At 71.0% G+C, this 24,165-nt stretch carries 25 protein-coding genes and 2 pseudogenes; 11 read left to right on the top strand and 16 right to left on the bottom strand.

Features of this window, described 5'->3' with window-relative positions; all coding sequences use genetic code 11:
• Positions 1-6: 6 nt before the first annotated feature.
• The 6 genes from pcaG to AB0F91_RS21775 form a co-directional block, all read right to left on the bottom strand.
• Complete coding sequence (pcaG, locus tag AB0F91_RS21800; protein ID WP_360599819.1) at positions 7-558, bottom strand: protocatechuate 3,4-dioxygenase subunit alpha; 552 nt, start codon at positions 556-558, stop codon at positions 7-9.
• Positions 558-1,292 carry a protocatechuate 3,4-dioxygenase subunit beta gene (gene pcaH, locus AB0F91_RS21795; RefSeq protein WP_360599817.1) on the bottom strand — a complete coding sequence of 245 codons (735 nt, stop codon included), beginning with the start codon at positions 1,290-1,292 and terminating at the stop codon, positions 558-560. The genes pcaG and pcaH overlap by 1 nt, the downstream gene beginning before the upstream one ends.
• 39 nt (positions 1,293-1,331) lie before the next feature.
• Positions 1,332-2,513, bottom strand: coding sequence for a thiolase family protein (locus AB0F91_RS21790; protein ID WP_360599815.1), 1,182 nt, complete (start codon positions 2,511-2,513; stop codon positions 1,332-1,334).
• Complete coding sequence (locus AB0F91_RS21785) at positions 2,510-3,265, bottom strand: CoA-transferase subunit beta (RefSeq protein ID WP_360599813.1); 756 nt, start codon at positions 3,263-3,265, stop codon at positions 2,510-2,512. Before AB0F91_RS21785 ends, AB0F91_RS21790 begins: the two co-directional genes overlap by 4 nt.
• Positions 3,262-4,071: a CoA transferase subunit A gene (locus tag AB0F91_RS21780; RefSeq protein WP_360599811.1), complete on the bottom strand. Its 810-nt coding sequence runs from the start codon at positions 4,069-4,071 to the stop codon at positions 3,262-3,264. The genes AB0F91_RS21785 and AB0F91_RS21780 overlap by 4 nt, the downstream gene beginning before the upstream one ends.
• An 834-nt stretch (positions 4,072-4,905) precedes the next feature.
• A complete protein-coding gene (locus AB0F91_RS21775) occupies positions 4,906-5,364 on the bottom strand; it encodes a carbohydrate ABC transporter permease (protein ID WP_360599809.1) in 459 nt (152 codons plus the stop codon).
• Positions 5,365-5,399: 35 nt separating this feature from the next.
• On the opposite strand from AB0F91_RS21775, the gene AB0F91_RS21770 reads away from it, so the two are divergent.
• From AB0F91_RS21770 to AB0F91_RS21750, 5 genes and pseudogenes are all read left to right on the top strand, one after another.
• Positions 5,400-5,756: a hypothetical protein gene (locus AB0F91_RS21770; protein ID WP_360600216.1), complete on the top strand. Its 357-nt coding sequence runs from the start codon at positions 5,400-5,402 to the stop codon at positions 5,754-5,756.
• A pseudogene (locus tag AB0F91_RS21765) lies at positions 5,681-5,881 on the top strand (ROK family protein); the annotation flags it as partial. The gene AB0F91_RS21770 and the pseudogene AB0F91_RS21765, both read left to right, overlap by 76 nt.
• A 101-nt stretch (positions 5,882-5,982) precedes the next feature.
• Positions 5,983-7,995: pseudogene (locus AB0F91_RS21760) on the top strand (alpha-galactosidase); the annotation flags it as partial.
• Positions 7,996-8,025: 30 nt separating this feature from the next.
• Positions 8,026-8,982 carry a D-glycerate dehydrogenase gene (locus AB0F91_RS21755; protein WP_360599807.1) on the top strand — a complete coding sequence of 319 codons (957 nt, stop codon included), beginning with the start codon at positions 8,026-8,028 and terminating at the stop codon, positions 8,980-8,982.
• Between the two features lie 97 nt (positions 8,983-9,079).
• A complete protein-coding gene (locus AB0F91_RS21750; RefSeq protein WP_360599805.1) occupies positions 9,080-10,240 on the top strand; it encodes a glycerate kinase in 1,161 nt (386 codons plus the stop codon).
• Positions 10,241-10,441: 201 nt separating this feature from the next.
• Here the strand turns inward: AB0F91_RS21750 and AB0F91_RS21745 are convergent, their stop codons facing one another.
• Entirely contained in the window at positions 10,442-10,741 is a 300-nt protein-coding gene (locus AB0F91_RS21745) for an iron-sulfur cluster biosynthesis protein (RefSeq protein WP_360599803.1), read from the bottom strand.
• A gap of 300 nt (positions 10,742-11,041) precedes the next feature.
• Between AB0F91_RS21745 and AB0F91_RS21740 the strand changes: the two genes are divergently transcribed.
• The 4 genes from AB0F91_RS21740 (at position 11,042) to shbA (ending at position 13,149) form a co-directional block, all read left to right on the top strand.
• On the top strand, positions 11,042-11,530 hold the full coding sequence (locus tag AB0F91_RS21740; protein WP_360599801.1) for a GtrA family protein: 489 nt from the start codon (positions 11,042-11,044) through the stop codon (positions 11,528-11,530).
• A 56-nt stretch (positions 11,531-11,586) separates the two neighbouring features.
• Positions 11,587-11,925: a DUF202 domain-containing protein gene (locus tag AB0F91_RS21735; RefSeq protein ID WP_360600197.1), complete on the top strand. Its 339-nt coding sequence runs from the start codon at positions 11,587-11,589 to the stop codon at positions 11,923-11,925.
• On the top strand, positions 11,922-12,227 hold the full coding sequence (locus AB0F91_RS21730) for a DUF202 domain-containing protein (RefSeq protein WP_360599799.1): 306 nt from the start codon (positions 11,922-11,924) through the stop codon (positions 12,225-12,227). Before AB0F91_RS21735 ends, AB0F91_RS21730 begins: the two co-directional genes overlap by 4 nt.
• A gap of 253 nt (positions 12,228-12,480) precedes the next feature.
• Positions 12,481-13,149 (top strand): RNA polymerase sigma factor ShbA, encoded by a 669-nt coding sequence (shbA, locus tag AB0F91_RS21725; protein ID WP_360599797.1) that lies wholly within the window; start codon positions 12,481-12,483, stop codon positions 13,147-13,149.
• Between the two features lie 4 nt (positions 13,150-13,153).
• Here shbA and AB0F91_RS21720 read toward each other — a convergent pair whose 3' ends face one another.
• The 3 genes from AB0F91_RS21720 to AB0F91_RS21710 are packed head-to-tail and all read right to left on the bottom strand — an operon-like array spanning position 13,154 to position 15,296.
• Positions 13,154-13,984, bottom strand: a complete 831-nt coding sequence (locus AB0F91_RS21720; protein ID WP_360599795.1) for an amidohydrolase family protein — start codon at positions 13,982-13,984, stop codon at positions 13,154-13,156.
• On the bottom strand, positions 13,981-14,961 hold the full coding sequence (locus AB0F91_RS21715; protein ID WP_360599793.1) for an aldo/keto reductase: 981 nt from the start codon (positions 14,959-14,961) through the stop codon (positions 13,981-13,983). The genes AB0F91_RS21720 and AB0F91_RS21715 overlap by 4 nt, the downstream gene beginning before the upstream one ends.
• Positions 14,958-15,296 carry an L-rhamnose mutarotase gene (locus AB0F91_RS21710; RefSeq protein ID WP_360599791.1) on the bottom strand — a complete coding sequence of 113 codons (339 nt, stop codon included), beginning with the start codon at positions 15,294-15,296 and terminating at the stop codon, positions 14,958-14,960. The genes AB0F91_RS21715 and AB0F91_RS21710 overlap by 4 nt, the downstream gene beginning before the upstream one ends.
• Before the next feature lie 80 nt (positions 15,297-15,376).
• Here AB0F91_RS21710 and AB0F91_RS21705 point away from each other — a divergent pair, with 80 nt between their 5' ends.
• Positions 15,377-16,108 carry a FadR/GntR family transcriptional regulator gene (locus AB0F91_RS21705; RefSeq protein ID WP_360599789.1) on the top strand — a complete coding sequence of 244 codons (732 nt, stop codon included), beginning with the start codon at positions 15,377-15,379 and terminating at the stop codon, positions 16,106-16,108.
• Between the two features lie 104 nt (positions 16,109-16,212).
• Here AB0F91_RS21705 and AB0F91_RS21700 read toward each other — a convergent pair whose 3' ends face one another.
• The 6 genes from AB0F91_RS21700 to AB0F91_RS21675 are packed head-to-tail and all read right to left on the bottom strand — an operon-like array spanning position 16,213 to position 22,741.
• Positions 16,213-17,229, bottom strand: a complete 1,017-nt coding sequence (locus tag AB0F91_RS21700) for an ABC transporter permease (RefSeq protein WP_360599787.1) — start codon at positions 17,227-17,229, stop codon at positions 16,213-16,215.
• The gene (locus AB0F91_RS21695; RefSeq protein ID WP_360599785.1) at positions 17,222-18,745 is read right to left on the bottom strand and encodes a sugar ABC transporter ATP-binding protein; all 1,524 of its coding nucleotides are present in this window, start codon (positions 18,743-18,745) and stop codon (positions 17,222-17,224) included. Before AB0F91_RS21695 ends, AB0F91_RS21700 begins: the two co-directional genes overlap by 8 nt.
• Complete coding sequence (locus AB0F91_RS21690) at positions 18,742-19,779, bottom strand: sugar ABC transporter substrate-binding protein (protein WP_360600195.1); 1,038 nt, start codon at positions 19,777-19,779, stop codon at positions 18,742-18,744. Before AB0F91_RS21690 ends, AB0F91_RS21695 begins: the two co-directional genes overlap by 4 nt.
• 43 nt (positions 19,780-19,822) lie before the next feature.
• Positions 19,823-20,581 (bottom strand): SDR family oxidoreductase, encoded by a 759-nt coding sequence (locus AB0F91_RS21685; RefSeq protein WP_360599783.1) that lies wholly within the window; start codon positions 20,579-20,581, stop codon positions 19,823-19,825.
• Complete coding sequence (locus AB0F91_RS21680; RefSeq protein WP_360599781.1) at positions 20,578-21,879, bottom strand: enolase C-terminal domain-like protein; 1,302 nt, start codon at positions 21,877-21,879, stop codon at positions 20,578-20,580. Before AB0F91_RS21680 ends, AB0F91_RS21685 begins: the two co-directional genes overlap by 4 nt.
• Position 21,880: 1 nt before the next feature.
• A complete protein-coding gene (locus AB0F91_RS21675; RefSeq protein ID WP_360599779.1) occupies positions 21,881-22,741 on the bottom strand; it encodes a fumarylacetoacetate hydrolase family protein in 861 nt (286 codons plus the stop codon).
• A gap of 358 nt (positions 22,742-23,099) precedes the next feature.
• Between AB0F91_RS21675 and AB0F91_RS21670 the strand changes: the two genes are divergently transcribed.
• Positions 23,100-24,143, top strand: a complete 1,044-nt coding sequence (locus AB0F91_RS21670; protein WP_360599777.1) for a DUF2235 domain-containing protein — start codon at positions 23,100-23,102, stop codon at positions 24,141-24,143.
• The last annotated feature ends 22 nt before the right edge of the window (positions 24,144-24,165 follow it).

Genomic DNA, 24,165 nt, shown 5'->3' with positions numbered 1-24,165 from the left:
AATCGATCAGAGCGCGAAGAAGACCGTCTCGCCCTCGCCCTGCAGCCGCACGTCGAAGCGGTAGCCGTCTTCGGACTTCTTGGCCACGAGCGTGTCCCGGCGCTCCGCCGGCACGCTCGCCAGCACCGCGTCGCCCGAGTTGTCCTGGTCTTCGAAGTAGATCCGCGTGACGACCCGGTTGAGCAGCCCGCGCGCGAACACCGACACGTCGATGTGGCGCGCCTGCTCACCCTGCTCCCCGGGCAGGACACCCGGCAGCAGCGTGAGGATGCGGTACTCGCCGTTCTCGTCGGTGGGGCACCGGCCGAACGCGCGGAAGCCCGACTCGCTGCGGCCCCGTGGATCGTCCGGGTGGTCGAACCCGCCCTGCGGGTCGGCCTGCCAGGTCTCGATCAAGGCGTCGGGCACGACCTCGCCCGCGCCGTCGGTGACGGTGCCGCGGATCCAGAACGCGCCTTCGGTGCCCTCGGGCACCACGAACGGCCCGTCTTCCCACGGCAACCCGATCGACAGGTACGGGCCGACGGTCTGCGACGGCGTCGTGAGCAGCTCGCCCATCAGTCCTCGTCCTCCTCGTCCTCGAACACCGACTGCTCACGGCCGCGCACGACGATGTCGAAATCGAACGCCAGCGCCCACTCCGGCACCGTGCGCTCCAGGTTGAAGCGTGAGATCATCCGCTGCCGCGCCTTCTCGTCGGGGATCGAGTTGTAGATCGGGTCCTGCGAGAACAGCGGGTCTTCCGGGAAGTACATCTGCGTGACCAGCCGCTGCGTGAACGCCGAGCCGAACACGGAGAAGTGGATGTGCGCGGGGCGCCAGGCGTTGTCGTGGTTCTTCCACGGGTAAGCGCCGGGCTTGATGGTCGTGAACTCGTAGCGCCCGTCGTCGTCGGTCAGCGCGCGGCCGAGCCCGGAGAAGTTCGGGTCGATCGGCGAGGGCCAGCGGTCGCCGGTGTGCCGGTAGCGTCCGCCTGCGTTGGCCTGCCAGATCTCGACGAGCGAGTTGCGGATCGGGCGGCCGTCGCCGTCGAGCAGGCGGCCGGTGACGATGATGCGCTGGCCCTGCGGCTCGCCGTCGTGCTGGCGGGTGAGGTCGTTGTCGAGCTCGCCGAGGCGGCCCGGCCCGAGCAGCGGCCCGGTGACCTCGGTGAGCATCTGCGGGAGCAGCACCAGCGGCTGCGACGGGTGGCGCAGCTTCGTGGAGCGGTACCCCGCGAAGTCCAGCGGGGCGTTGGCGTCCTCCGGCTCCCGCGGGTAGCGGGGCAGGCGGAGATCGGTGGGAGCGGCCACGGTTCCTCCTATCCGGTCGGTGGTTTCAGAGCAGGGGTGTCACTGGCGTTCGAGGACGACGGCGAGCCCCTGGCCCACGCCGATGCAGATCGCGGCGACGCCGTAGCGCCCGCCCGTCTGCTGCAGCCGGTAGGCGAGCGTGCCGAGGATCCGGCCGCCCGACGCGCCGAGCGGGTGCCCGATCGCGATGGCCCCGCCGTGGACGTTCATGAGCTCGGGGTCGAGCTCCTTCCACTCCTTGAGGCACGCCAGCGACTGCGCGGCGAACGCCTCGTTGAGCTCCACGGCCGCGACGTCGCCCCAGCCGATGCCGGCGCGCTCCAGCGCGATCTCGGCCGCGCGCACCGGGCCGACGCCGAAGATGTTGGGCTCGACGCCCGCCGCGCCCCGGCCCGCGATCCGGGCCAGCGGCGCCTTGCCGAGCCGCTTGCCGGCGGCCTCGTCGCCCAGCAGCAGCGCCGACGCGCCGTCGTTGATCGGCGACGAGTTGCCGGCCGTGACCGTGCCGCCGTCGCGCTTGAACGCCGGCTTCAGCTTGGCCAGCTTCTCCATGGTGGAGTCGGGCCGGATGCCTTCGTCGCGGGTCAGCTCGACACCCTCGACCGGGACCACGTGGTTGTCGTAGAAACCCTCGTCCCACGCGCGGGCGGCGTTGATGTGGCTGCGCACCGCGAACTCGTCCTGCTCCTCGCGCGTGATGCCGTAGCGCTCGGCGAGGTACTCGGTGGAGTCGCCGTTGGAGATCACGTACTCCTGCGGCATCGCCGGGTTGACCATGCGCCAGCCCAGCGCCGAGTTGTACAGCGTCTGGTTCGCGGCCGGGAACGCCTTGTCCGGCTTGGCCATCACCAGCGGCGCGCGGCTCATGGACTCCACGCCACCGGCGGCGATCAGCGACGCGTCGCCCACCTGGATCGTGCGGCTCGCCTGCATCACGGCGTCGAGACCCGAGCCGCACAGGCGGTTGAGCGTGCCGCCCGGCACGGTCACCGGCCAGCCCGCGAGCAGCGTGGCCATGCGCGCGACGTTGCGGTTGTCCTCGCCGGCGCCGTTGGCGTCACCGAGCAGCACCTCGTCCACAGTGGACGGGTCGAGGTCGTTGCGCTCGGCCAGCGACTTCAGCACGGTGGCCGCGAGGTCGTCGGGACGCACCTTCGCCAGCGCGCCGCCGTGGCGGCCGAAGGGGGTGCGGATCGCGTCGAACAGGAATACGTCGCTCATTCGCCGGCCTTCTTCAGGGAACGGAGCAGGGTCAGTTCTTCGTCCGTCGGCGCCGGGGTGGTCTTCAGGTCCGCCGCCACCTTCAGTTTCCACCCGGTGGCCGCGACCACCTGCTCCACCTCGATGCCCGGGTGCACTTCGGTGAGGGTGAGCTCGGCGGTCTCCGGGTCGGGCCGCATGAGGCCGAGGTCGGTGACCACCAGCGTCGGGCCCGCACCGCGCAGACCGAGCTTCTCGCGGTCGCCCTTGCCGGTGCCGTGGCCGAACGAGGTGATGAAGTCGACCTTGTCCACGAACGCGCGCGGGCTCTGCCGCAGCACGATGAACACCTCCTTGCAGGAGGCGGCGATCTCGGGCGCGCCACCCGCACCGGGGAGGCGGACCTTCGGGTCGTGGTAGTCGGACCCGATCACGGTGGTGTTGATGTTGCCGAACTTGTCGAGCTGCGCCGCGCCGAGAAAGCCGACGTCGATGCGCCCGGGCTGCAGCCAGTAGTTGAAGACCTCGGGCACGCTCACCACGGCATCGGCCGTGTCGGCCAGCTCGCCGTCGCCGATCGACAGTGGCAGCTGGGTCGGCTTCGCGCCCAGGCAGCCGGATTCGTAGATCAGCGTGAGGTTCGGCGCGTGCGTGCGCCGCGCCAGGTTGGCGGCGGTGCTCGGCAGGCCGATGCCCACGAAGCAGGACATGCCCTCGCCGAGCGCGCGCGCCGCGGCGATGCTCATCATCTCGTCGGCGGTGTACTCGCTCATGCCTTCACCCCGGTCAGCTCGTTCAGCCACTTGGTGAATTCGTCGCGGTCGCGTCCGATCCGATCCCACGCCTGGTAGGCCGAGTTGTCACGCTCGTAGTAGCCCGCGGCGTACGACGGCTTCGCGCCGCCCGGCACCTCGGCGACGGCGGTGACGGCCCACGTGGGCAGCACCAGCGCGCCCGGCTTGGGCTCCAGCTCGTCGACGACCTCTTCGACGGTAACGAGCGACCGCTTCGCCGCCAGCACCGCTTCCTTCTGCACGCCGGCGATGCCCCACAGCTGCACGTTGCCCGCGCGGTCGGCGCGCTGGGCGTGCACGATCGTGACGTCGGGGTTCAACGCCGGGACCGCAGTGAGCTGCTCACCGGTGAACGGGCACGTGATCGACTTGATCGTGTCCGTCTGCGCCGGCAGGTCGGTGCCCGTGTAGCCGCGCAGCACCGCGAACGGCAGCCCGGAGGCGCCCGCGACGTAGCGGTTGGCCATGCCCGCGTGGCTGTGTTCCTCGATCTCCAGCGGTACCGGCCAGCTGTGCTGCACGGCGTCGCGGAACCGGTGCAGCGAGCCGACACCCGGATTGCCGCCCCACGAGAAGATCAGCTTGCTCGCGCAGCCCGCGCCGATCAGCTGGTCGTAGACGATGTCGGGGGTCATCCGCACCAGCGTGAGGTTCCTGCGCCCCTGCCGGATGATCTCGTGCCCGGCCTCGACCGGGATGAGGTGCGTGAACCCCTCCAGCGCGACGGTGTCCCCGTCGTGCACCAGCTCGGCGACCGCCTCGCCGAGCGACAGCACCCTAGCCATCGCGAGCCTTTCCGTCCTGGGTCTCGACCGCGCTCGCCAACACCGGGAAAGCTCCCGCCCTCGGTGTTCGCATCGCGCACACAAGTTCTTGATATGAACATAGCACGAACCGGTGCCCCGGCGCGAGGCCCGAAACCCGCCCGAAAGCGCAAGGAAACGTAGAAAGACTCCTCCCCCGACCACGTCGGGGGAATAGCCGCCAGCGGGAAATTCAGCCGACCGTGGTCAATCGCGACGCGTGGGCCGGCACCGCGGCCGCCGTCTACGAACCCGAAACGACCCCGGATCCGTCCGCGCCACCAGGTCACGCACCGCGCGCAACCCGACAGCCCGAGCGACGACCAGCTCACCGGGATGTTCGCCACCGAGGAGCCCAGGCGGTAGATCGCCTCCCCCGGCTTCCCGCCCCCGCGACTGCGCCGGGCACGTGCCCGAGGTTCTGCCACTCCGCGTCGTCGAGCCGTCCTGGATCCCGCTGCCGGTGTTGTTCGAGATCGGCAGCGAGTCCAGGGCCGGCCGGTAGCCGGCGTTGAACACGCCCTGCCACGCCGGCGGGTCGTCCCAACGCTTCTTCACCGAGCTGTCCCACGAAGACACCGTCTCGCAGCAGCACTCCACGGCGCCAGCCCCCGCCCCGCATGGCGCGGCACCGGCCATGCGCACGACAGGAGGTGCCGACGACGGGTGCGTTATTGTCGTGGACCTCGTCGAGCCCGGTCGCCGCGTACAGGCCGATCTTCAGGCCCAGCTCGTGCCGTACTCAGCAGACGGCGGTAACCGTCCACAGTCGACGAAGTGTGGACTTCGTCGGTCACGCTCCCGGTGGGGTGAAGGTCACTCCTTCATCCCGCTCGCCGCGATGCCGCGGACGATGAACCGTTGCGCCACCAGGAACATCGCCACGAGCGGGGCGATGGTCACGAGCGCGCCGGCGAACAGGGCGGGCAGGTTGATCGTCTGCGCGGTGAGGAACGTCGAGAGCGCGATCTGGGCCGTCCACGACGACGGGTCCTGCCCGATGACCAGCAGCCACAGGAAAGAGTTCCAGCTCTCGATGAACATCAGCGCGCCGAGCGAGGCGATCATGCTGCCGGAGTTGGGCAGCACGAGCCGGCGGTACACCCCGAGGTAGCCGAGCCCGTCGAGCCGGCCCGCCTCCTCGATCTCCGCGGGGAACCGCAGGTAGAAATTGCGGAAGAGGATCACCGTGAACGCGCTGAACAGGTTCGGCGCGATGATGCCCCACTCCGTGTTCACCCCGCCCATGGCGCCGACGACCACGAACGTCGGCACGAACGTGACCGCTTCCGCGCGCCGGGGACGAGCCGTTGCGGGCCGTCTTCGCGACCGCGGGCCACGCGATCGGGCTCGGCCTCGGTGCGCTGGTCAACCTCTTCGGGCCGGAACGGGTCGTCGTCTCGGGCGAGGGCGTGGCCACCTACGACCTGTTCGAGGACCAGATCCGCCGCACGTTCGCGGAGCAGGCCTTCGGCAGTGCCGCGCGGTGCGGCCTGGTGATCCGGCCGCTGCCGTTCGAGGAATGGGCACGGGGCGCCGCCGCTGTCGCCGTTCAGAGTCTTTCGTGTCCGACCGTTTGTGAGGAGAAGTCATGGCCCCGTCCCCAAACCTGTCGCGCAGCGTCGGTGCCTCGTCGTTCGCGCTGGTCACCGTGGGTACCGGCATAGGAAGCGCCCTCGTGCTCGACGGCCGGCTGGTCGGCGGCGCGCACGGGGTGGCCGGCGAGATCGGGCACGTCCCGGTCGCCGGCATGGGAGCCGACGGCCCGGCCTGCCACTGCGGCGGCACGGGCTGTGGGGAGGCGATCGCGTCGACCGAGGCGATCGTCGCGAGTGCACGCCGGGTCGCGGGGGATCCGGCGCTGACGCTGGACGAGGCCGTCGCGCGGGCTGCGCGCTGCGACTCGACGAAGCCGGCCGGCCGCGGCACGTGCACTGGGGCCCGCCGCTCACGCTGGAACAGGCCACGCAGGTCGCGCGCCGGCGCAACCCCGTGGACTCGAGCTTCGACGAACCCGGCGACGACCGGGCGGAGCTGGCGACCGAGGGCGGCGCGTTCTTCGGCGTCGCCGGGCTGTCGGTGCGCTTCGCGGACGGGACGCAGGCGCTCGAGTGGGAATTCAGCCGACACGACGCTTCGGCCGACACGCTGGTCGTGCGGCTGCGCGACCGGCACTACCCGCTGGAAGCCGAGCTGCACTACCGCGTGTGCGGCGAAGTCGTCGAGCGGCGCGCGGTCCTGCACAACTCGGGAACCGACCCGATCTGCTTGCTGCGCACGGATTCCGCGGCCTGGACACTCCCCCGCCGCGACGCCTACCGGGTCTCCCACACGACGGGCGCGTGGAGCGCGGAAGCCGGCCTGCTGCGGGAAAACGTGCCCGTCGGTGAGACGACGCTGACGAGCCGGCGCGGGGTTTCCAGCCACCAGGCCCAGCCCTGGGTGATGCTCGACGACGGCACCGCCACCGAAACCCGCGGTGAAGTCTGGAGCACGGCGCTGGCGTGGAGCGGCAGCTGGCGGATCACCGTCGAGCGCTCGCACACCGGGCGCGTGACGTGGACCGGCGGGTTCGGGCACGAGGGCGTGCAGTGGTCGCTGAACCCGGGCGAGACCTGGGAAACGCCCGTGTTCGCCGGGTTGTACGCGGCCGACGGCTTCGGCGGCGCGAGCCGGCGGTGGCACTCGTACGTGCGCACGTACGTCCAGCCGCACCCCGAAGAGCTGCGCCCGGTCGTCTACAACTCGTGGGAGGCCACGGGCTGGAACGTCGACGAGCGCGGCCAGCTCGAGCTCGCCGCCATCGCCGCCGAGGTGGGCGCGGAGCTGTTCGTGGTCGACGACGGCTGGTTCGGCGCGCGCACCGGCGACAGCGCGGGCCTCGGCGACTGGACCGTGAACCGCCAACGCTTCCCCGAGGGCCTCGGCCCACTCGTGGCCGAGGTGCACCGGTTCGGCATGGGCTTCGGGCTGTGGGTCGAGCCGGAGATGGTCAACCCCGAGAGCGACCTCTACCGCGCGCACCCGGACTGGGTGCTGCACATGCCGCACCGCGCCCGGACCACGCTGCGCAACCAGCTCGTGCTCGACTTCGGCCGGCCCGAAGTCGCCGACTGGGCATACAAGTGGCTGCACCGGCTGGTCGCCGAGCACGGCATCGACTACCTCAAGTGGGACATGAACCGTGCGTTCACCGAGGCGGGTCCCGGCCGCGTCTGGGTCGACCACGTGCGCGCGGTCTACGGCCTGCTCGACCGGCTGCGCGCCGACCATCCGGCACTGCGGATCCAGGCGTGTGCGGGCGGCGGCGGGCGCACGGACCTGGGGATTCTCGCTCGCACCGACGAGATCTGGGCCTCGGACAACACTGACGCCGCCGATCGCGTCAAGATCCAGCACGGCTTCTCGCAGGTGCTGCCCGCGGGCGCGATGGCCGCGTGGGTCACCGACAGCCCCAACCCGCTGACCGGCCGCGAGGCGCCGCTCGAGTTCCGCTTCCACGTCGCGATGGCCGGCGTGCTCGGCCTCGGCGGCGATCTCACCCAGTGGACCGACGACGAACTGCGCCACGCGGCCGAACTCGTGGGGCGGTACAAGGAGATCCGGCCCGTCGTGCAGCACGGCGAAGCCTGCCGGCTGGCTGACCCCGCAGTCTCCCCGCTCACCGCGGTGCAGTTCGTGCTCGGCGACGACGTGGTGGTGCTGTTCGCGCGACGCCCGCACGACCACGGCCGGCCGATCGTCACCCCGGTGCTCCAGGGGCTCGACCCGGCCGCGCGGTACCGCGATGCGGAAACCGGCTGCGTGCACCACGGTGCGGTGCTGCTGACGCACGGCGTGCCGCTGGAGTTCGCGGGCACGGGACCCGCGAGCGGGCTCGTCCGGCTGCGCCGCGAACCTCGCTAGAGGGGCGGTTAGCCCACTAGGCTGCCCGACGTGCCCGATCGACCTCTCATCGCCGTGACGCGCTGGATTCCCGACGACGCGGTGAAGGTGCTCGCCGACGTGGGAGAAGTGCGGGTGTCCGAACTCGACCGCCCGCTCACCCCCGAGGAGCTGCGGTCGTTCGTGGCCGGGGCGTCGGCGATCGTCTCGATGCTGCACGACCGGATCGACGCTTCCGTGGCCGAAGCGGCCGGGCCGCAGCTGGCCGTGGTGGCGAACGTGGCCGTGGGCTACGACAACGTCGACGTGCCGGCGCTGGCCGCGCGCGAGGTGACCGTGACCAACACCCCCGGCGTGCTCACCGACGCGACGGCGGACCTGGCGTTCGGGCTGCTGCTTGCCGTCACACGCCGGCTCGGCGAGGGCGAACGGCTGCTGCGGGCGCGGCAGCCGTGGTCGTTCCACCTGGGGTTCCTGCTCGGTTCGGGCTTGCAGGGCAAGACGCTCGGCATCGTCGGGCTCGGGCAGATCGGCCGGGCGATGGCCACGCGCGCCGCGGCGTTCGGGCTGCGGTCCGTGTACTCGGGGCGGTCGGCGAAACCGGACTTCGACGGCGAGTTCGTGCCGTTCGACGAGCTGCTGCGCCGTTCGGACTTCGTCTCGCTGCACTGCCCGCTCACGCCGGAAACCCGTCACCTGATCGACGCGACGGCCCTGCGGGCCATGAAACGCACCGCGTACCTGGTGAACACCACCCGCGGTCCGGTCGTCGACGAGGCGGCGCTGGCCGACGCGCTGGAGGCCGGCGAGATCGCGGGCGCCGCGCTCGACGTGTTCGAGCGCGAGCCCGAGGTCGAGCCGCGGCTGCTGGAGCGCGACGACGTCGTGGTCATGCCGCACCTGGGCTCGGCGACCGTGGAGACGCGCACCGCGATGGCCGTGCTGGCCGCACGAAACGTGACCTCGGTACTCACTGGGGAAGCACCGCTGACGGAGGTACTGTGCTGATCGTCACCCATCCGATTCCGGCCACGGCGGGAGCAGTTGCCCGACGCGGTACCGTCCGGTTTCGTGCCCGCCTGCTTCTGGTCGGATCGGTGACCCCGTGACTCGCGTCGTCATCGCCCCGGACAAGTTCAAGGGCAGCCTCACCGCGGTCGCCGCGGCCGAGGCCATCGCCCTCGGAGTGCGCGACGCGCTGCCCGACGCCGACATCGCCGCCTGCCCCGTCGCCGACGGCGGCGAGGGGACGCTCGAAGTGCTGGAGAACGCGGGCGGCGAGCTCGTGCGGCTTTCGGTGCGCGGTCCCCTGGAGGAGCACGTCGACGCGCGGTACGTGGTGCTCGACGGCACGGCCTACATCGAGTCGGCCCGCGCGTGCGGCATCGAGTTCGTGGACCCGACGCCGGAGACCGCCCTGGCCGCGCACACGTGGGGCGTCGGTGAACTGCTCGGCGACGCACTGTCCCGCGGTGCTTCCCGGCTCGTGCTGACGGTCGGCGGCACCGCGAGCACCGACGGCGGCGCCGGCATGCTGGCCGCGCTGGGCGCCGGGGTCTTCGACGCGTTCGACGCCCCCATCGGCCTCGGCGGCGGCACGCTCTCGCGTGTCGCGAAGGTCGAGCTGGGGCCGGCGCGCGAACGGCTGGGCTCGGTTCCGGTCACGGTCGCGACGGACGTGACCAACCCGCTTGTCGGCCCCGACGGCGCCGCAGCGGTGTTCGGCCCGCAGAAGGGCGCGCGGCCGCACGAGGTGACGGAGCTGGACACGGCGCTCGGCCGCTGGGCTCAGGCCCTGGTCAACGCAGGTGCGGCGGACATTTCGGCGATCCCCGGCGCGGGTGCCGGCGGTGGTGTCGCGGGCGGTGCCATCGCGGGTCTCGGCGCCACGGTCGCGTCGGGCTTCGACCTCATCGCCGGTCTCACCGGCGTGGACACGGCTCTGGCCGGCGCCGACCTCGTCATCACGGGCGAAGGGTCACTCGATTCGCAGAGCCTGTCGGGCAAGGCGCCCGCGGGCATCGCCGCCCGGGCCGCTCGCGCGGGCGTACCGCTGATGGTCCTGGCCGGGCGTATCCAGCTCGACGCCGCCGGCCTCGCCAGCCTGGGCGTTGTCGGCAGCAGCGCGCTCATCGACCACGCACCGTCACTGGACCACGCGCGCACGCACGCGGCCGACCTGCTGCGCGCACGCGCCAGCGACCTCGTGCGCACCTGGGCGGCGTCTTCGGCGCCGGCTCCGCCGGGGCGGCGAGATCGCCGTTGAGCCGGCTTCCGGATGGGGTGGTCGGATCGACCGGGGTCCGATCACACCGCCCCATCCGGAAGCCGGCGCGATCTCGCGCTGGGGTCGCCTAGGCGCCGGTCCGGGTGTGTGTCTGAGTCGCGCCGGAGGTCGTTCTCGCCGCCGGCTCCCCACACCGGCGCGATCTCGCGTTGGGTGCGGTGGGGAAGCGGGGCCGGAAACTCAATCGGTTTTTTGCGGCAGCACCGCGAACGCCACGTCGCCGGTTTCGTCCTGCTGGACGTCGAGGACCTTGTCGTCCAGGAGGGCGGCGGCCTGGGGTTCGAGGAAGACCTTCGCGCCGTCGTCGGTGCCCACTACGCGGTCGCCGTCCTGGGGAGAGGGGGCGACGGAGAGCGCGAGCTGTGCGCCCTCGCCCTCCTGCACGCTCTGGAGGGCGAACCGCAGCCCGCTCTCCTCGGCGCCCTGTTGAGCCGTCAGCGCGGAGATCGCCTCGGCTGCGGCTTCGGTCACGGTCAGCATCTTCGGCCTTCCCTTCGTCGCGGTCGGATGCGATGGGTTTTCACGCTAGGGGCGCCCGTTCGGCAGCGCAGCGTGAGCGACGCACCTGGGAAGCAGCCGTGGGACCGGTCACAAACACGTTTGAAAACCGGGCATTGTGCCCATGCGCGGGCGCGGGTGCGCGCGAACACCCAGGAACACGGAATAGCCGGGGCGCCGGAGCGGCTGAACTGGAGGAGCGGAGCCCTGTCGGCGGGATCACAAGTGTTCATCGGCTTCATCAGGTTCACAAGTTTGTGAAGCAGAGGTAGCGTCACGATCATGACCACCACCAGGTGGACGCACCGGCCGCCGCTTTTCCATCGGGACCCGCAGCGTCACCACGAGGACCACGAGCTCGGCGGACACGCCGCCTGGTACCTCGTCGCAGGCGGCGTCACCACAGGCCTGCAGGCCGTGCTCTTCCTCCTCCTGCGCCCCGAGCTCGGCTCGCAGTGGGCGAACCTGGTGGCCATCGCGCTGACCACGGTCGGCAACACCGAATTCCACCGTCGCGTCACGTTCGCCGGGCGCGCGAGCAAGGCCGGTCAGCGCCACCTGCAGGACTTCCTCACTTTCGTCTTCTACGCCGGCTACGGCTCGATCGTCCTGGCCACCCTCGACGCGGTGGTCAGCCGCCCGACGGCGTGGGAAGAGACGGCCAGCCTCCTCGCCGCCAGCTTCCTCGGCGGGGTCGTGCGGTTCGCCGTGCTGCGGTGGTGGGTCTTCGCCCGCGCCAAGCCCGAAGCGTCCGCCGCGGACCACGACTAACGTCCGGGATCGTGTCGGAAGAGAAGCTCGACCCGCCCCACGACGAACCTCCCAGCATCGGCCCCCACAGCGGCGGCACCGAACCGGACTACCGGTTCACCCTCGCCAACGAGCGGACGTTCCTCGCGTGGCTGCGCACGGCCTTGGGCCTGCTCGCCGGCGGCGTCGCGGTCCACCAGCTGGTGCCAAGACCCGCCGCGATGAGCTCGGTGCTCGCCGGGCTGTGCGTGGTGCTCGCGGCGATCCTCGCGGCCGGCGCCTACCCGCGCTGGCGGCGCGTGCAGATCGCGATGCGCGCCGGGCAGCCACTGGCCCGCAGCTCGATGATCCTCGTGCTCACCGTGGGCGTGTTCCTGCTGATGGCGGCCGCCGTGGTGCTGGTGATCGTGTCGTGAGCCGTCCCTTCGCGAACGGCGCCCAGCCCGAACGCACCGGCCTAGCGTGGCGCCGGACCGCGCTGTCGGCCGCGGCGTGCGCGGTGCTGATGCTCGGCGCCGCGGTGCGCAACGAAGGCGCGTGGGACATCGTCCCGGCAGTGTTCGCGGCCCTCACCGCGCTGGCGCTCGCAGGGGTCGGCCGGCACCGGGAGCGATCACTCCGCACCGACCCCGAGCCGCCCGCACTGAAACCCGTTCTACCCGCTGTGGTGGCCACCCTCTGTTGCGCTACTGCGGTATCACTTTTGGTGACGTACTGAGTGGACAGTCCGCACATCCTGCGAGCAGCGAATCGTACTGTGCGTTGACTGGTCTCGTTTTTATCAAGACCACTGCTGCTAACGGGGTATTCGTAGTTGAAATCTGGACTGTCAGCCCGCGAGCCGCATAGGGTTACGGAGCGTCGCAACGGGAGCGGCAACTACCCGATCATCCGGAGTAGCTGCGACCGCAACATCACAGAGTGTTGACCCCAAGACCAGCGACGGTCGCAGGGTCGCCGGGGAGACGACCATGACAGCACCGTCGAAGACGTCCCGCACCGCAGCAGCCGACGAAGCCGACGTGCCAGGCTACGTCACGCCCGAGACGCTGCCGAGGCCCGCGGGACGGCTGACGAAGGAAGATCTCGACCCACTTGTGGTCGCGGCCGGCCGGGGAGACCAGCGCGCGATCACCGAACTGCTCCACGTGCTGCGGCCCGTGGTGGCCCGCTACTGCCGGGCGCGCATGGGCGGGCGCGACCTGTCCTACCTCTCGGCCGACGACGTGGCCCAGGACGTGAGCATGGCCGTCCTCAAGGCCCTGCCCGACTACCAGGACCGCGGTGGTTCGTTCCTCTACCTCGTGCACGCGATCGCGGCGAACAAGGTCGCCGACGCCTACCGGGCCGTCGCACGGGACCGGTCCGAGCCGGTGCCCGAGCTGCCGGAACGCCCGCTGTCGGGGGGCGGCAACGAGCCCGAGTCGTATGCGCTGCGGCTCGACCTCGGTTCCCGCCTGCAGGAGATGCTCACCCGCCTCGCGCCGCTTCAGCAGGAGATCCTGACCCTGCGCATCATCGTGGGTCTGAGCGCCAACGAGACCGCCGAGACGCTCGGCATCTCCGCCGGCAACGTCCGAGTCACTCAGCACCGCGCGCTCACGAAGCTGCGCGACATGGTCCAGGGTCAAGACTTCTGACGCGTCAATCGAGTCCGTACACGCGCTTCGCCGTGTACTCGAAGACGTCGAGCCGTTCCGGGTCCGTCAGCGGGCCTGTGAGGGACAGGGCCGCGTCGAGCACGACCTCGTAGGCCGCCGCCAGCTCGCACACCGGCCAGTCCGTGCCGAACAGCACGCGGTCGGCACCGAACGACGTGAAGACGTGGTCTGCGTAGCGGCGCAGATGCCCGACCTGCCACTGCTGCCAGTCGGCCTCCGTGACGAGCCCGGAAAGCTTGCACGCTACGTTGTCGCGCGCACCGAGTGACGCGATCCCGCCCGCCCACGGCTGCCACTCCCCCGCCGCGATGGCCGGCTTCGCCGCGTGGTCGAGCACGAGCCGCAGCTCCGGCAGCTGCTCGGCGACCTTCCTGGCCGCCGCGACCTGCGCGGGCGCCACCAGCAGGTCGTACACCAGCCCCGCCGCCCCGACGGCCGCCAAGCCGCGCAGCACGTCCGGGCGCAGCAGCCACTCGGGGTCCGGCTCGCTCTCGACCTGGTGCCGGATGCCCACGAGCGGGCCCAGTTCCTTCAGCCGCGCCAGCCGGTCGGCGACGTCGGGCGCCGTCAGGTCCACCCAGCCCACCACGCCGGCGATCACCGGCTCGGCCGCCGCGGTGGCCAGGAACTCCTCCGTCTCGCTCTGCTCGGAGACCGTCTGCACCAGCACGGTGGCGTGCACGCCCGCCGCGTGCGTCACCGTGCGCAGATCGTCCACTGTGTACGGACGGCGGATCGGGTCCATCGCCGCGCCGGCGAGCCACGGGTAGTCGCGGCGGGTCGGGTCCCACAGGTGGTGGTGGGCGTCGATCACTGCGGTCCTCCAGAGGTCACGGGCCGGCCGACGGCGTCCGCGCGCAGCAGGCCCGCGTCGACGAGGTCGGTCCACAGTACGGCGGGCACGACCTTGGCCGCGCGGCGCGCGTTCGCTGCCACCTGACCGGCGTCGTGCGCGCCGACGACCACCGACACCACGGCCGGGTGCGAAGCCGGCAGCGCGAGCGCGGCCTCTGGCAGCTCGACGCCGTGTAGGGCGCAGATCTCCGCGATCCGCCGCGCCTTCTCCACGAGTTCCGCCGGTGCGGCCGCGTAGTCGTAGATCGCGCCCGGTTCCGCGGTGGCGAGGATGCCCGCGTTGAACACGCCACCCGCGACCACGCCGACGCCGCGTTCCAGGCACAGCGGCAGCAGGTCGTCGAGCGCCGGCTGGTTGAGCAGCGTGTAGCGCCCGGCCATGAGCACGTGGTCGAGGTCGAAGCGACGGACGAACTCGGTCAGCATCGGCGTCTGGTTCATCCCGGCGCCGACCGCGCCGACCACACCTTGCTCGCGCAGCTCCAGTAACGCCGGGAACGCACCGCGCACGGCCTCGGCGAAGTGGTCGTCCGGGTCGTGCACGTACACGACGTCGACGCGGTCGAGTCCGAGCCGGTCGAGACTGGACTCCAGCGACCGCAGCACGCCGTCGCGGCTGAAGTCCCAGCGCCGCAGGTAGGTCGCCGGCACGTCGAAGCCCTGATCATCGCGCTCGCCCGGCGCCGCGGCGCGGGGTTCGAGCACCCGGCCGACCTTGGTGGACAGCACGTACTCGTCGCGCGGGTACGCAGCGAGCGCCGCGCCGAGGCGCCGTTCGGAGAGCCCGAGCCCGTAGTGGGGGGCGGTGTCGAAGTAGCGGATGCCCTCGTCCCACGCGCACCGCACCGTCGCGGCCGCCGTGTCGTCGTCGATCGCCTGGTAGAGGTTGCCGAGCTGCGCGCCACCGAGCCCGAGCGGGGAGAGCTTCACGTTCACTCCTTCACCGGAAGTTCCCAGACGAGCCCGAGGGTCGTCGAAGTCTCGGACTGGTCGTAATCCGTGTCGAGCAGCCGGTTGATGCGGATCTGCCACTCGATGTCGGCGGGATCGTCGGCGAGCGCGGCCTTCATCGTGTCGAAGTCGTCGACCTCCACGAAATGGAACAGGTCGAGCCCGCTGCGCCAGATCCGCCACGTGCGCACGCCGGCGCGGCGCAGCGCGGTGTCGAGCTCGGGAGGGATCACGGCGTGAACGGACTCGTACGTGGCCTCTTGACCCGGTTTGAGCCGAGTGCGCAGAGCAACACTTTGAGGTGCCGAGCCGTGGGTCATGGTTCCTCCTGACGAGTTACGTGGCACTCTGTCCTCAGAACACCGAAACATCCGAGGTCTCTTGAGGGAGGGCGGTCTCGATGCCCGTCACCGATGTCGCGATCGACAAGATCAAGGACATGATCATCTCGGGGGAGCTCGCGCCGGGAGACCGGCTGCCCAAGGAAGCCGAGCTCGCCCAGCGGCTGGGGCTTTCGCGCAGTTCCCTGCGCGAGGCCGTGAAGGCGTTGTGCCTGATCAGGGTGCTCGACGTGCGCCAGGGCGACGGCACGTACGTGACCAGTCTCGAGCCGAACCTGCTGCTCGACGCCATGACGTTCGTGGTCGACTTCCACCGCGACGACACCGTGCTCGACTTCCTGGCCGTGCGCCGGATCCTCGAGCCGGCGGCCACGGCGCTGGCCGCGCTGCACATGAGCGAGGACGACATCACCGAGCTCGGTGCGCTGCTCGACGAGCTGGCCGACGCGCCGACGGTGGAGGCGCTCGTGGCCAACGACCTGCAGTTCCACCGCAAGATCGCCGACGGATCGGGCAACCCCGTGCTCTGCTCGCTGCTCGACAGCCTCTCCGGGCCCACGGCGCGGGCGCGGATCTGGCGCGGCCTCACGCAGGAGGGCGCGGTCGCCCGCACGCGTGAGCAGCACACCGCCATCTACGAGGCCATCGCCGCCCGGGAGCCGGAGCTGGCCCGGTCGTGGGCGACCGTGCACGTCGCGGGCGTCGAGCAGTGGCTGCGCAGCACGCTCACGCAGACCGGCACGGACGCCGAGGGCCCGGCCGATGAGAGCCCCCAAGCCGCCGCCTCCTGAGCGGCGCCACGCCTCCGTGAAGGGCACCTCGAGGGGCTCCGCAGCCCTGAGGGTGCCCGCCACGAAACGGCGAGAAGGTCGGATGATCACGGCCCCGGCGCCGATCAGGTCTGCGGCTTTCCGCCGGCGTAGCGGCTGATGATCAGGGCGATCAGGATGATGCCGCCATAGATCGCCTTGAGCCACTCCGCCGGGACCTGCGCGATGCGCAGCAGGCTGTCCACCGACTGCAGGAGCAGCACCCCGGTCAGTGCCCCGACGAGCGTGCCCTTGCCGCCGTCGAGCGAGACGCCGCCGATCACCGCCGCGGCGAAGACCTGCAGGATCAGGCCGTCACCCTGGTCGGCGCCGAGCGCGCCGACGTAACCGGTGTAGGCCAGGCCGCCGATCGCGGCCAGCACACCCGCGACGATGAACACCGCCCACGAGATCCGGTCCACTCGGATGCCCGCCGCGCGCGCCGCCTCGCGGTTGCCGCCGATCGCGTAGAGCGAGCGGCCGACGCGGTGGTAGCGCAGACCCAGCCCGAAGAGCAGGAACAGCACCGCCGCGAGCCACACCGACATCGGCAGCCCGGCGAACGTCGTGGTCGCCAGCGCCGTGAACGCGTCGAGCTGGTCGAACAGCGTCTTGCCGTTGGTGGAGCCGATCTGCGTGCCGCGCAGCACCGTGAGCATCGCCAGCGTGACGATGAACGCGTTGAGCTTGAGCTTCACGATCAGGAAGCCGTTCACCAACCCGATCAGCGCGCCCACCACGGGGATCGCGAGCAGACCCAGCGCGGCCGGCCAGCCCGTGCCGAAGCCCGACGACGTCGCCGGGATCACCAGCATCGCGCCGATCGCGGGCGCGATGCCCATCGTCGATTCCAGCGACAGGTCGAACTTCCCGGTCAGCAGCACCAGCGACTCGCCCAGCACCACCAGCGACAGCGCGGCGGCGGCCGAGAGGATGCTGATCACGTTGTCGAACGTGAAGAACGAGTCGCTGATCAGCCCGCCGATCACGAACACGACCACGAGCGCCGGCAGCAGCGCCAGCTCGCGCAGCCACAATGACTTCCGCCGTTTCGGGGGCGCCGCGGGCAGCGCCGTCTGCGGATCGCTCATCAGCTCAGTCATGGAGCCCGACTCCTTCGATGTCGGCCACGAGGTCTCCGTCGGACCAGCCGGCCTGGTGTTCGGCGACGACGGCCCCGGCGCGCAGCACCAGCACCCGGTCGGCCAGGCGCAGGTCGTCGAGCTCGTCGCTCACGATCAGCACCGCCTTGCCTTCGGCCCGCACCCGGTCGACGACCGCGAGCAGGGCCTCCTTCGACTTCACGTCCACACCCGCGGTGGGGTTGATCAGCACGACCACGCGCGGGTCGCTTTCCAGCGCGCGGGCCAGCACGACCTTCTGCTGGTTGCCGCCGGACAAGTCGGCCACCGGCTGTTCCGGCCCGGCCGCCACGATGTCGTACGCGGCCAGCGCGCGGACCCCGCGGTCGTGCCGCGCCTTGGGCGACGCGAACCCGGCCGGGCCCATGCGGTCGAGCACGGACAGCGTGGCGTTGTCCATGATCGAGTGCTCCAGCACGAGGCCCTCGTGGTGGCGGTCGCGCGGCACGCAGCCGATGCCGGCGTGCACCGCGGCCGGGATGTCGCCGGGCGGCAGCGGTTTCCCGTCCACGGCCACGGTTCCCGCCGAAGGCGAGCGCAACCCGTACACCGTCTCGGCCACCTGGTGCTTGCCGCTCGCGTTGCTGCCGGCCAGCCCCACCACCTCGCCGCGGTGCACCCGCAGCGACACGTCGTGGAAACCGTCACCGGACAGTGCGTCGACGGTGAGCACCTCGGCGGCGTCCACCGCCAGCGGATCACGGCTCGCCGCGTCACGCACGGACAGCCCGCCCTGCTCGCCGGTCATGGCGTCGACCAGCTGGGGCCGGCTGACGTCGGAGACCGGTGCGGTGAGCACGTGCTTCGCGTCGCGCAGCACCGTGACGGCCTGGCACACCTCGTACACCTCATGCAGGTGGTGGGAGATGAACAGGAACGTCACGCCGCTGCGTTGCATCTGGCGCATGCGCTCGAAAAGCCGCTCGATGGCCTGGCTGTCGAGCTGCGCCGTCGGCTCGTCCAGCACGATGAACCGCGCGCCGTAGCTGAGCGCGCGGGCGATCTCCACGAACTGGCGGTCCTCCACCGAAAGCTCGCCCGCGGGCGTGTCCACGTCCACGCGGACGTCCCACGAGTCGAGCAGCTCCCGGGCCTGCCGGCGCAGCTTGCGCCAGCCGATGGCGAAGCCGCCGCGCGCCTGCCGGTTGAGGAACAGGTTCTCGGCGACCGTCAGCTGGGGCACCACCATGGCGTGCTGGTACACGCACGCCACATGGGCCTTCCAGTCATCCTGTTTGGACAGCGGCGGCGCGGGCACGCCACCGAACTCGACACTGCCGGTGTCCGGAAGGGACAGACCGGTGAGGATCGACACGAGCGTGGACTTGCCCGCCCCGTTGCGGCCGACCAGCGCGTGCGACTCGCCGGCGTGCACGGTGAGGCTCACGTCGTGCAGGGCCACGGTGGGCCCGTAGCGCTTGCCGACGCCGTGGGCGGTCACCACCGGCGCGGCCGTCTCGGGGGCGGGCGCGCTCACAGGTTGTTACCCCACAACGCTTTGTCGTCCACGTTGTCCTTCGTCACGACCGGGGCCGGCAGCTGGTCCTCGAGGATGCCGGGGCTGATCTCGACGATCGTCGAACCGTGGTCGGTCGGGCCGGGCTGGAACTTCTCCCCCGCCATGGCCTTCTTGAGCCAGTACATGCCGTACTTGGCGTAGGCGTCGGCCGGCTGCGACACGGTGGCGTCGAGCTCGCCCGCCCGGATCGCCGCGAGCTCCTGCGGGATGCCGTCGTTGCTCACCAGCACCACGTGGCGCGGGTCGCTCGTCGGGAAGAACAGGTTCTTGCGCTTGAGCGCCTGCTCGGTCGGCGCGAGGTACACGCCACCGGCCTGCATGTAGACGCCCTTGATGTCGGGGTTCGCGGTGAGCAGGCTGTCGAGACCCGAGGACGCCTTGTCGGCCTTCCACTCCGCCGCGATCTCCAGCACCTTGATGTCCGGGTACTTCTGCTTCATGCAGTCGCGGAACGCGGCCGAGCGGTCGCGACCGTTCACGGAGGCGAGGTCACCCATCACCTGCACGACCTTGCCGCTCTTCACGCGCTTGCCGATCTCGTCGCACGCCTTGGTGCCGTAGGCCTTGTTGTCGGCGCGCACGACCATCGCGACCTTGCCGCTCTCGGGCGCGACGTCGACCGCGACCACCGGCACGCCCTTGTTCTCGGCCTGCTTCAGCCCGGCGACCACCGCGGCGGAGTCGATCGGCGTCACGACCAGGCCCTTGACACCCTGGTTGAGCAGCGTCCCGATGTCGGTGATCAGCTTCGCCGGGTCGTTGTCGGCGTTCACCGTCGGCAACGCGTCGAGGCCCGTCTCCTTCGCCATCTGCGGCACGTAGTTGTTGTAGGCCTGCCAGAACGGCGAGGTCAGCAGCGGCAGCGTGGCCCCGACCTTCCCACCGGTGTCGCCGCCGCCGCCCCCCGCCGAGGCGGCCGGCTTGTCCTTCGTGGACCCGCACCCGGTCAGGACCAAACCACACGCGGCCGCCGCGGCGGCGAGCCGGATCACCTTCGTACGCACCGCATCCTCCTTGATGACATGCAAACGGGCACTAGTTCTGCACAGGTCCCCGCGGGCGCAGGCCGTGCATGCCGCCGTCGACCGCGAGCGCGGTGCCGGTGGTCGACGCGGACAGCGGGCTGGCGAGGTAGGTGATGGCGCTCGCGACCTCGTCGGCGGTCACCAGCCGGCCCATCGGCTGGCGCGCGGCCAGGGCCGCGCGTTCGGCGGCCGGGTCGGCGGCCGCGTCGAGCAGGCGCCCGACCCACGGCGTGTCCGCCGTGCCGGGGCACACGCAGTTCACGCGGATGCGGTCGGGCAGGTGGTCGGTGGCCATCGCGAGCGTGAGCGAAAGCACCGCGCCCTTCGTCGCGGAGTACAGCGCGCGCTGCGGCAGGCCGGCCCACGCGGCGATGGAGCAGGTGTTGACCACGGCCGCCGAAGGCGAGGCTTTCAGGTGCGGCAGCGCGGCGCGCGTGACCCGGACCATGCCGACCACGTTCACGTCGTACACGCGGTGCCACTCGTCGTCGCTGTTGTCCGCCACGTCGCCGGCTGCGCCGATGCCGGCGTTGTTGACCAGCACGTCGATCCGGCCGAAGCGCTCGGTGACGGCGTCGATCGCGGCCCTGACCTCGGCGTCGGCCGTGACGTCGCACCGGAAGCCGGCCAGCGGCTCGGGCACGTCGTCGGTCTTGAGGTCCAGCACGGCCACCCGCGCGCCGCGCTCGGCGAGCAGCGTGGCCGTGGCCAGGCCGATCCCCGAAGCGCCGCCGGTGACCACGGCGACCAGGCCGTCGAACTCGCTCACTGGGCGTCCTCCGTCCACTCTGGACCGTCCGGGAAGCGGAACCGGCGCAGGGTCGCGTCGTGCATCCGCGCGGAGAACCCGGGTGCGGTCGGGGCCAGGTAACGGCCGTCGCGCACGACAGCCGGGTCGGTGAAGTGCTCGTGCAGGTGGTCGACCCACTCGATGGTGCGATCGGTGTCCTCGCCGGAGACGGCCACGAAGTCGAACATCGACAGGTGCCGCACCAGCTCGCACAGCCCGACCCCGCCGGCGTGCGGGCACACCGGAACGCCGAACTTGGCCGCCAGCAACAGGATCGCGAGGTTCTCGTTCACCCCGCCGACGCGCGCGGCGTCGAGCTGCAGCACGTCGATCGCGCCGGCCTGCAGCAGCTGCTTGAACACCACGCGGTTCTGCACGTGCTCGCCGGTCGCGACCTTGATCGGCGCCAGAGCCTTGGCGATGGCCGCGTGGCCCAGGATGTCGTCGGGCGAGGTCGGTTCTTCGATCCAGTACGGATCGAACGGCGCGAGCTCGGTCATCCAGGACACGGCCGTGGCCACGTCCCAGCGCTGGTTGGCGTCCACGGCGATGCGTATGTCCGCACCCACGGTCTCGCGTGCCAGCTTCATGCGGCGCACGTCGTCGGAGAGGTCGCCGCCGACCTTCAGCTTGATCATCTCGAAGCCGTCGGCCACGGCCTGTTCGGCCAGGCGCACCAGCTTCGCGTCGGAGTAGCCGAGCCAGCCCGGCGACGTGCTGTAGGCGCGGTAGCCCTCGGCTTCGAGCTTCGCGATGCGCTCCTCGCGGCCGGGCTCGGCGGCGCGCAGGATGTCGAGCGCCTCCTGCTCGGTCAACGCGTCGGACAAATAGCGGAAGTCCACGAGCGACACCAGCTCTTCCGGCGTCATGCGCGCCGCGAATTTCCACAGCGGCAGGTCGGCCCGGCGCGCGGCGAGGTCCCACGCGGCGTTCACGACCGCGCCGATCGCCATGTGCGCCACGCCCTTTTCCGGGCCCAGCCAACGGAACTGCGAGTCGCCGATCAGGTCACGCGACAGCTCGCCCAGCGCCTTGGCATTCTCCGGTACGTCGCGGCCGACGACGTGCGGCGCGAGTGCGCGGATCGCGGCGGCCTGCACGTCATTGCCGCGGCCGATGGTGAAAGCGAGCCCGTAGCCGTCGGGGCCGAGGTCGGTGTGGAGCTCGACGTAGGCGGCCGAGTAGTCGGGGTCGGGGTTCATGGCGTCCGAGCCGTCGAGCTCGCGCGAGGTCGGGAACCGGACGTCGAGCACCTCCATGCCGATGATCTTCGCCATGTCAGGCCTGCCTCAGCGTCTGGCGCTGGCGGCCGAGACCGTCGATCTCAAGCTCGACGACGTCGCCCTCGCGCAGGTACGGCTTCGGCTCCGGCTGCCCGAGCGCGACGCCTTCGGGGGTGCCGGTGTTGATCAGGTCACCGGGGCGCAGCACCATGAACTGGCTCAGGTAGTGGATGATCTGCGCGACGGTGAAGACCATGTCCTTCGTCGAGGAGTCCTGCACCTTCTTGCCGTTGACCCACGTGCGCAGCCCGAGGTCCTGCGGGTCGGGCACCTCGTCGGCGGTCACGAGCGCCGGGCCGAGCGGGTTGAACGTCTCGCAGTTCTTGCCCTTGTCCCACTGGCCGCCGCGGTGCAGCTGGAACTCGCGCTCGGAGACGTCGTTGGACACGACGTAGCCGGCCACGCAGGCCAGCGCGTCGTCGACGCTGTCGAGGTAGCGGGCCTGCCTGCCGATCACGACGCCGAGCTCGACCTCCCAGTCGGTGCTGGTCGAACGGCGCGGGATGAGCACGTCGTCATCCGGGCCCACGATCACGTCGGGGGCCTTCATGAACAGCACGGGTTCCGTCGGCACGGCGGCGCCCGTTTCCTCGGCGTGCCGGCGGTAGTTCATACCGATGCAGAGGACCTTGCCGGGTGAGGCCAGCGGCGGGCCGACGCGCAGGCTCGCGGTTTCCGGGCCAGCGGCGGGCAGCTCGCCGGCTTCGAGCGCGGCGGCGGCGCGGGCGATGCCGTCGGCCGCGAGGAACGCGCCGTCGACGTCGGACGTGAGGCCGGAGAGGTCGTACAGAGTGCCGTCACCGGCACGCACGAACGGTCGCTCTTCTCCTGCGGCTCCGAGACGCACAAGCTGCACGGACGTTCCCCTCTCACCACAGCCACATCAAGACATCCGATGTATAGCGCATGGGCGGCGTGGGATCCAGAGGTCTGGAGGATTTGTTGCCAAGGTTGATCGGATCACCGGGAAGGGCACCACACGGTGCACCGGTGCCGATCGGGCCCCCGCCCGGCAACGGACGCACGCCGGAACGGGTGCGCTTTCGTCGGATCTTTCCGCGTGAGCACCGGCGAAGGGTGAACACCCCGTGGTTTCCCGGTGTTTTCCTTGCCACACCTCCGCGTCGGTACCGATTCCGCCGAACCCGTTGAAAACGCCGCCGGGTCGTGACTTGATGAGCTGGCGACCCAACGACGCAGTGAACGAGGTGCTGATGCCCAAGCGGATCCTGATCTGCTGCGACGGCACGTGGGACTCGGCGGACCTGGCCGACGGCGGCGTGCCCGCCCCGAGCAACGTCACGCGGCTCGCGCTGGCCACCGCACCGGCCGACGAAGCCGGCACCGAGCAGCTGGTCTTCTACCAGTCGGGCATCGGCACCAAGCGCCAGCGCCTGGTCGGCGGCGCGTTCGGCGTCGGGCTCTCGCGCAACGTCCGCGAGGTCTACACCTATCTCGTCCGCACCTACGAGCCGGGTGACGAGGTCTTCTTCGTGGGCTTCAGCCGCGGCGCGTACACGGTGCGCAGTGTGGCCGGCTTCATCCGCAATTGCGGGCTGCTGCGCCGCGAGCACGTCGGTCTCGTCAAGCGCGCGTACGGCCTCTACCGCAACCGCAGCGACAAGTCCCACCCGCGCAACACCGAGGCCACGCTCTTCCGCCGCACCTATTCGCACGAGCCGCGGATCCGGTTCATCGGCGTGTGGGACACGGTGGGCGCGCTCGGCGTGCCGCTGACCGGCTTTTGGCCGGTCGACGTGTTCAACCGCCGCTTCCAGTTCCACGACACCGCGCTGAGCTCCACGGTGGACGCCGCGTTCCAGGCGCTGTCGATCGACGAGCACCGCAAACCGTTCGTGCCCTCGGTCTGGGCGCCACCCACCGAGCCGGGCACCCGGCAGATCGAGCAGGTCTGGTTCGCCGGCTACCACTCCGACGTCGGCGGCGGCGGGCAGACGCAGCACAGCCTCTCCGACGTCCCGCTGCGCTGGCTCGCGAGCCAGGCCGCGCTCAACGGCCTCGCACTCCTGCCGGAATTCTCGTGCGAACCCGACGCGCTGGGCCCGATGTTCCCGTCCCGCACGGGTTTCTACCGCTTGCTGCCCTCCGTGACGCGCGGCATCGGCACCACGGACCCGAAGCACGAGTTCGTGGCCTCCAGTGCGGTCACCCGCCACAAGCTGGCGGCGGACTACGCGCCGCCGAACCTGGTGGGGTACCTGGCGTTGGACGGAAGGGTCATCCCGGTGGAGGTCTGAGCCGACCTCCATGCCACTCGGC

Source organism: Amycolatopsis sp. NPDC023774 (genome assembly GCF_040639695.1).
Taxonomy (GTDB): Bacteria; Actinomycetota; Actinomycetes; order Mycobacteriales; family Pseudonocardiaceae; genus Amycolatopsis.
This window is presented reverse-complemented; position numbering and strand designations above follow the sequence as displayed.

Coding starts and splice junctions, on each gene's coding strand:
- AB0F91_RS21700 (WP_360599787.1), bottom strand. CDS start 17,229: ATGACTGAGCTGATGAGCGATCCGCAGACGGCGCTGCCCGCGGCGCCC.
- shbA (WP_360599797.1), top strand. CDS start 12,481: ATGACAGCACCGTCGAAGACGTCCCGCACCGCAGCAGCCGACGAAGCC.
- AB0F91_RS21785 (WP_360599813.1), bottom strand. CDS start 3,265: ATGAGCGAGTACACCGCCGACGAGATGATGAGCATCGCCGCGGCGCGC.
- AB0F91_RS21710 (WP_360599791.1), bottom strand. CDS start 15,296: ATGACCCACGGCTCGGCACCTCAAAGTGTTGCTCTGCGCACTCGGCTC.
- AB0F91_RS21705 (WP_360599789.1), top strand. CDS start 15,377: ATGCCCGTCACCGATGTCGCGATCGACAAGATCAAGGACATGATCATC.
- AB0F91_RS21745 (WP_360599803.1), bottom strand. CDS start 10,741: ATGCTGACCGTGACCGAAGCCGCAGCCGAGGCGATCTCCGCGCTGACG.
- pcaG (WP_360599819.1), bottom strand. CDS start 558: ATGGGCGAGCTGCTCACGACGCCGTCGCAGACCGTCGGCCCGTACCTG.
- AB0F91_RS21670 (WP_360599777.1), top strand. CDS start 23,100: ATGCCCAAGCGGATCCTGATCTGCTGCGACGGCACGTGGGACTCGGCG.
- AB0F91_RS21740 (WP_360599801.1), top strand. CDS start 11,042: ATGACCACCACCAGGTGGACGCACCGGCCGCCGCTTTTCCATCGGGAC.
- AB0F91_RS21680 (WP_360599781.1), bottom strand. CDS start 21,879: ATGGCGAAGATCATCGGCATGGAGGTGCTCGACGTCCGGTTCCCGACC.
- AB0F91_RS21790 (WP_360599815.1), bottom strand. CDS start 2,513: ATGAGCGACGTATTCCTGTTCGACGCGATCCGCACCCCCTTCGGCCGC.
- AB0F91_RS21780 (WP_360599811.1), bottom strand. CDS start 4,071: ATGGCTAGGGTGCTGTCGCTCGGCGAGGCGGTCGCCGAGCTGGTGCAC.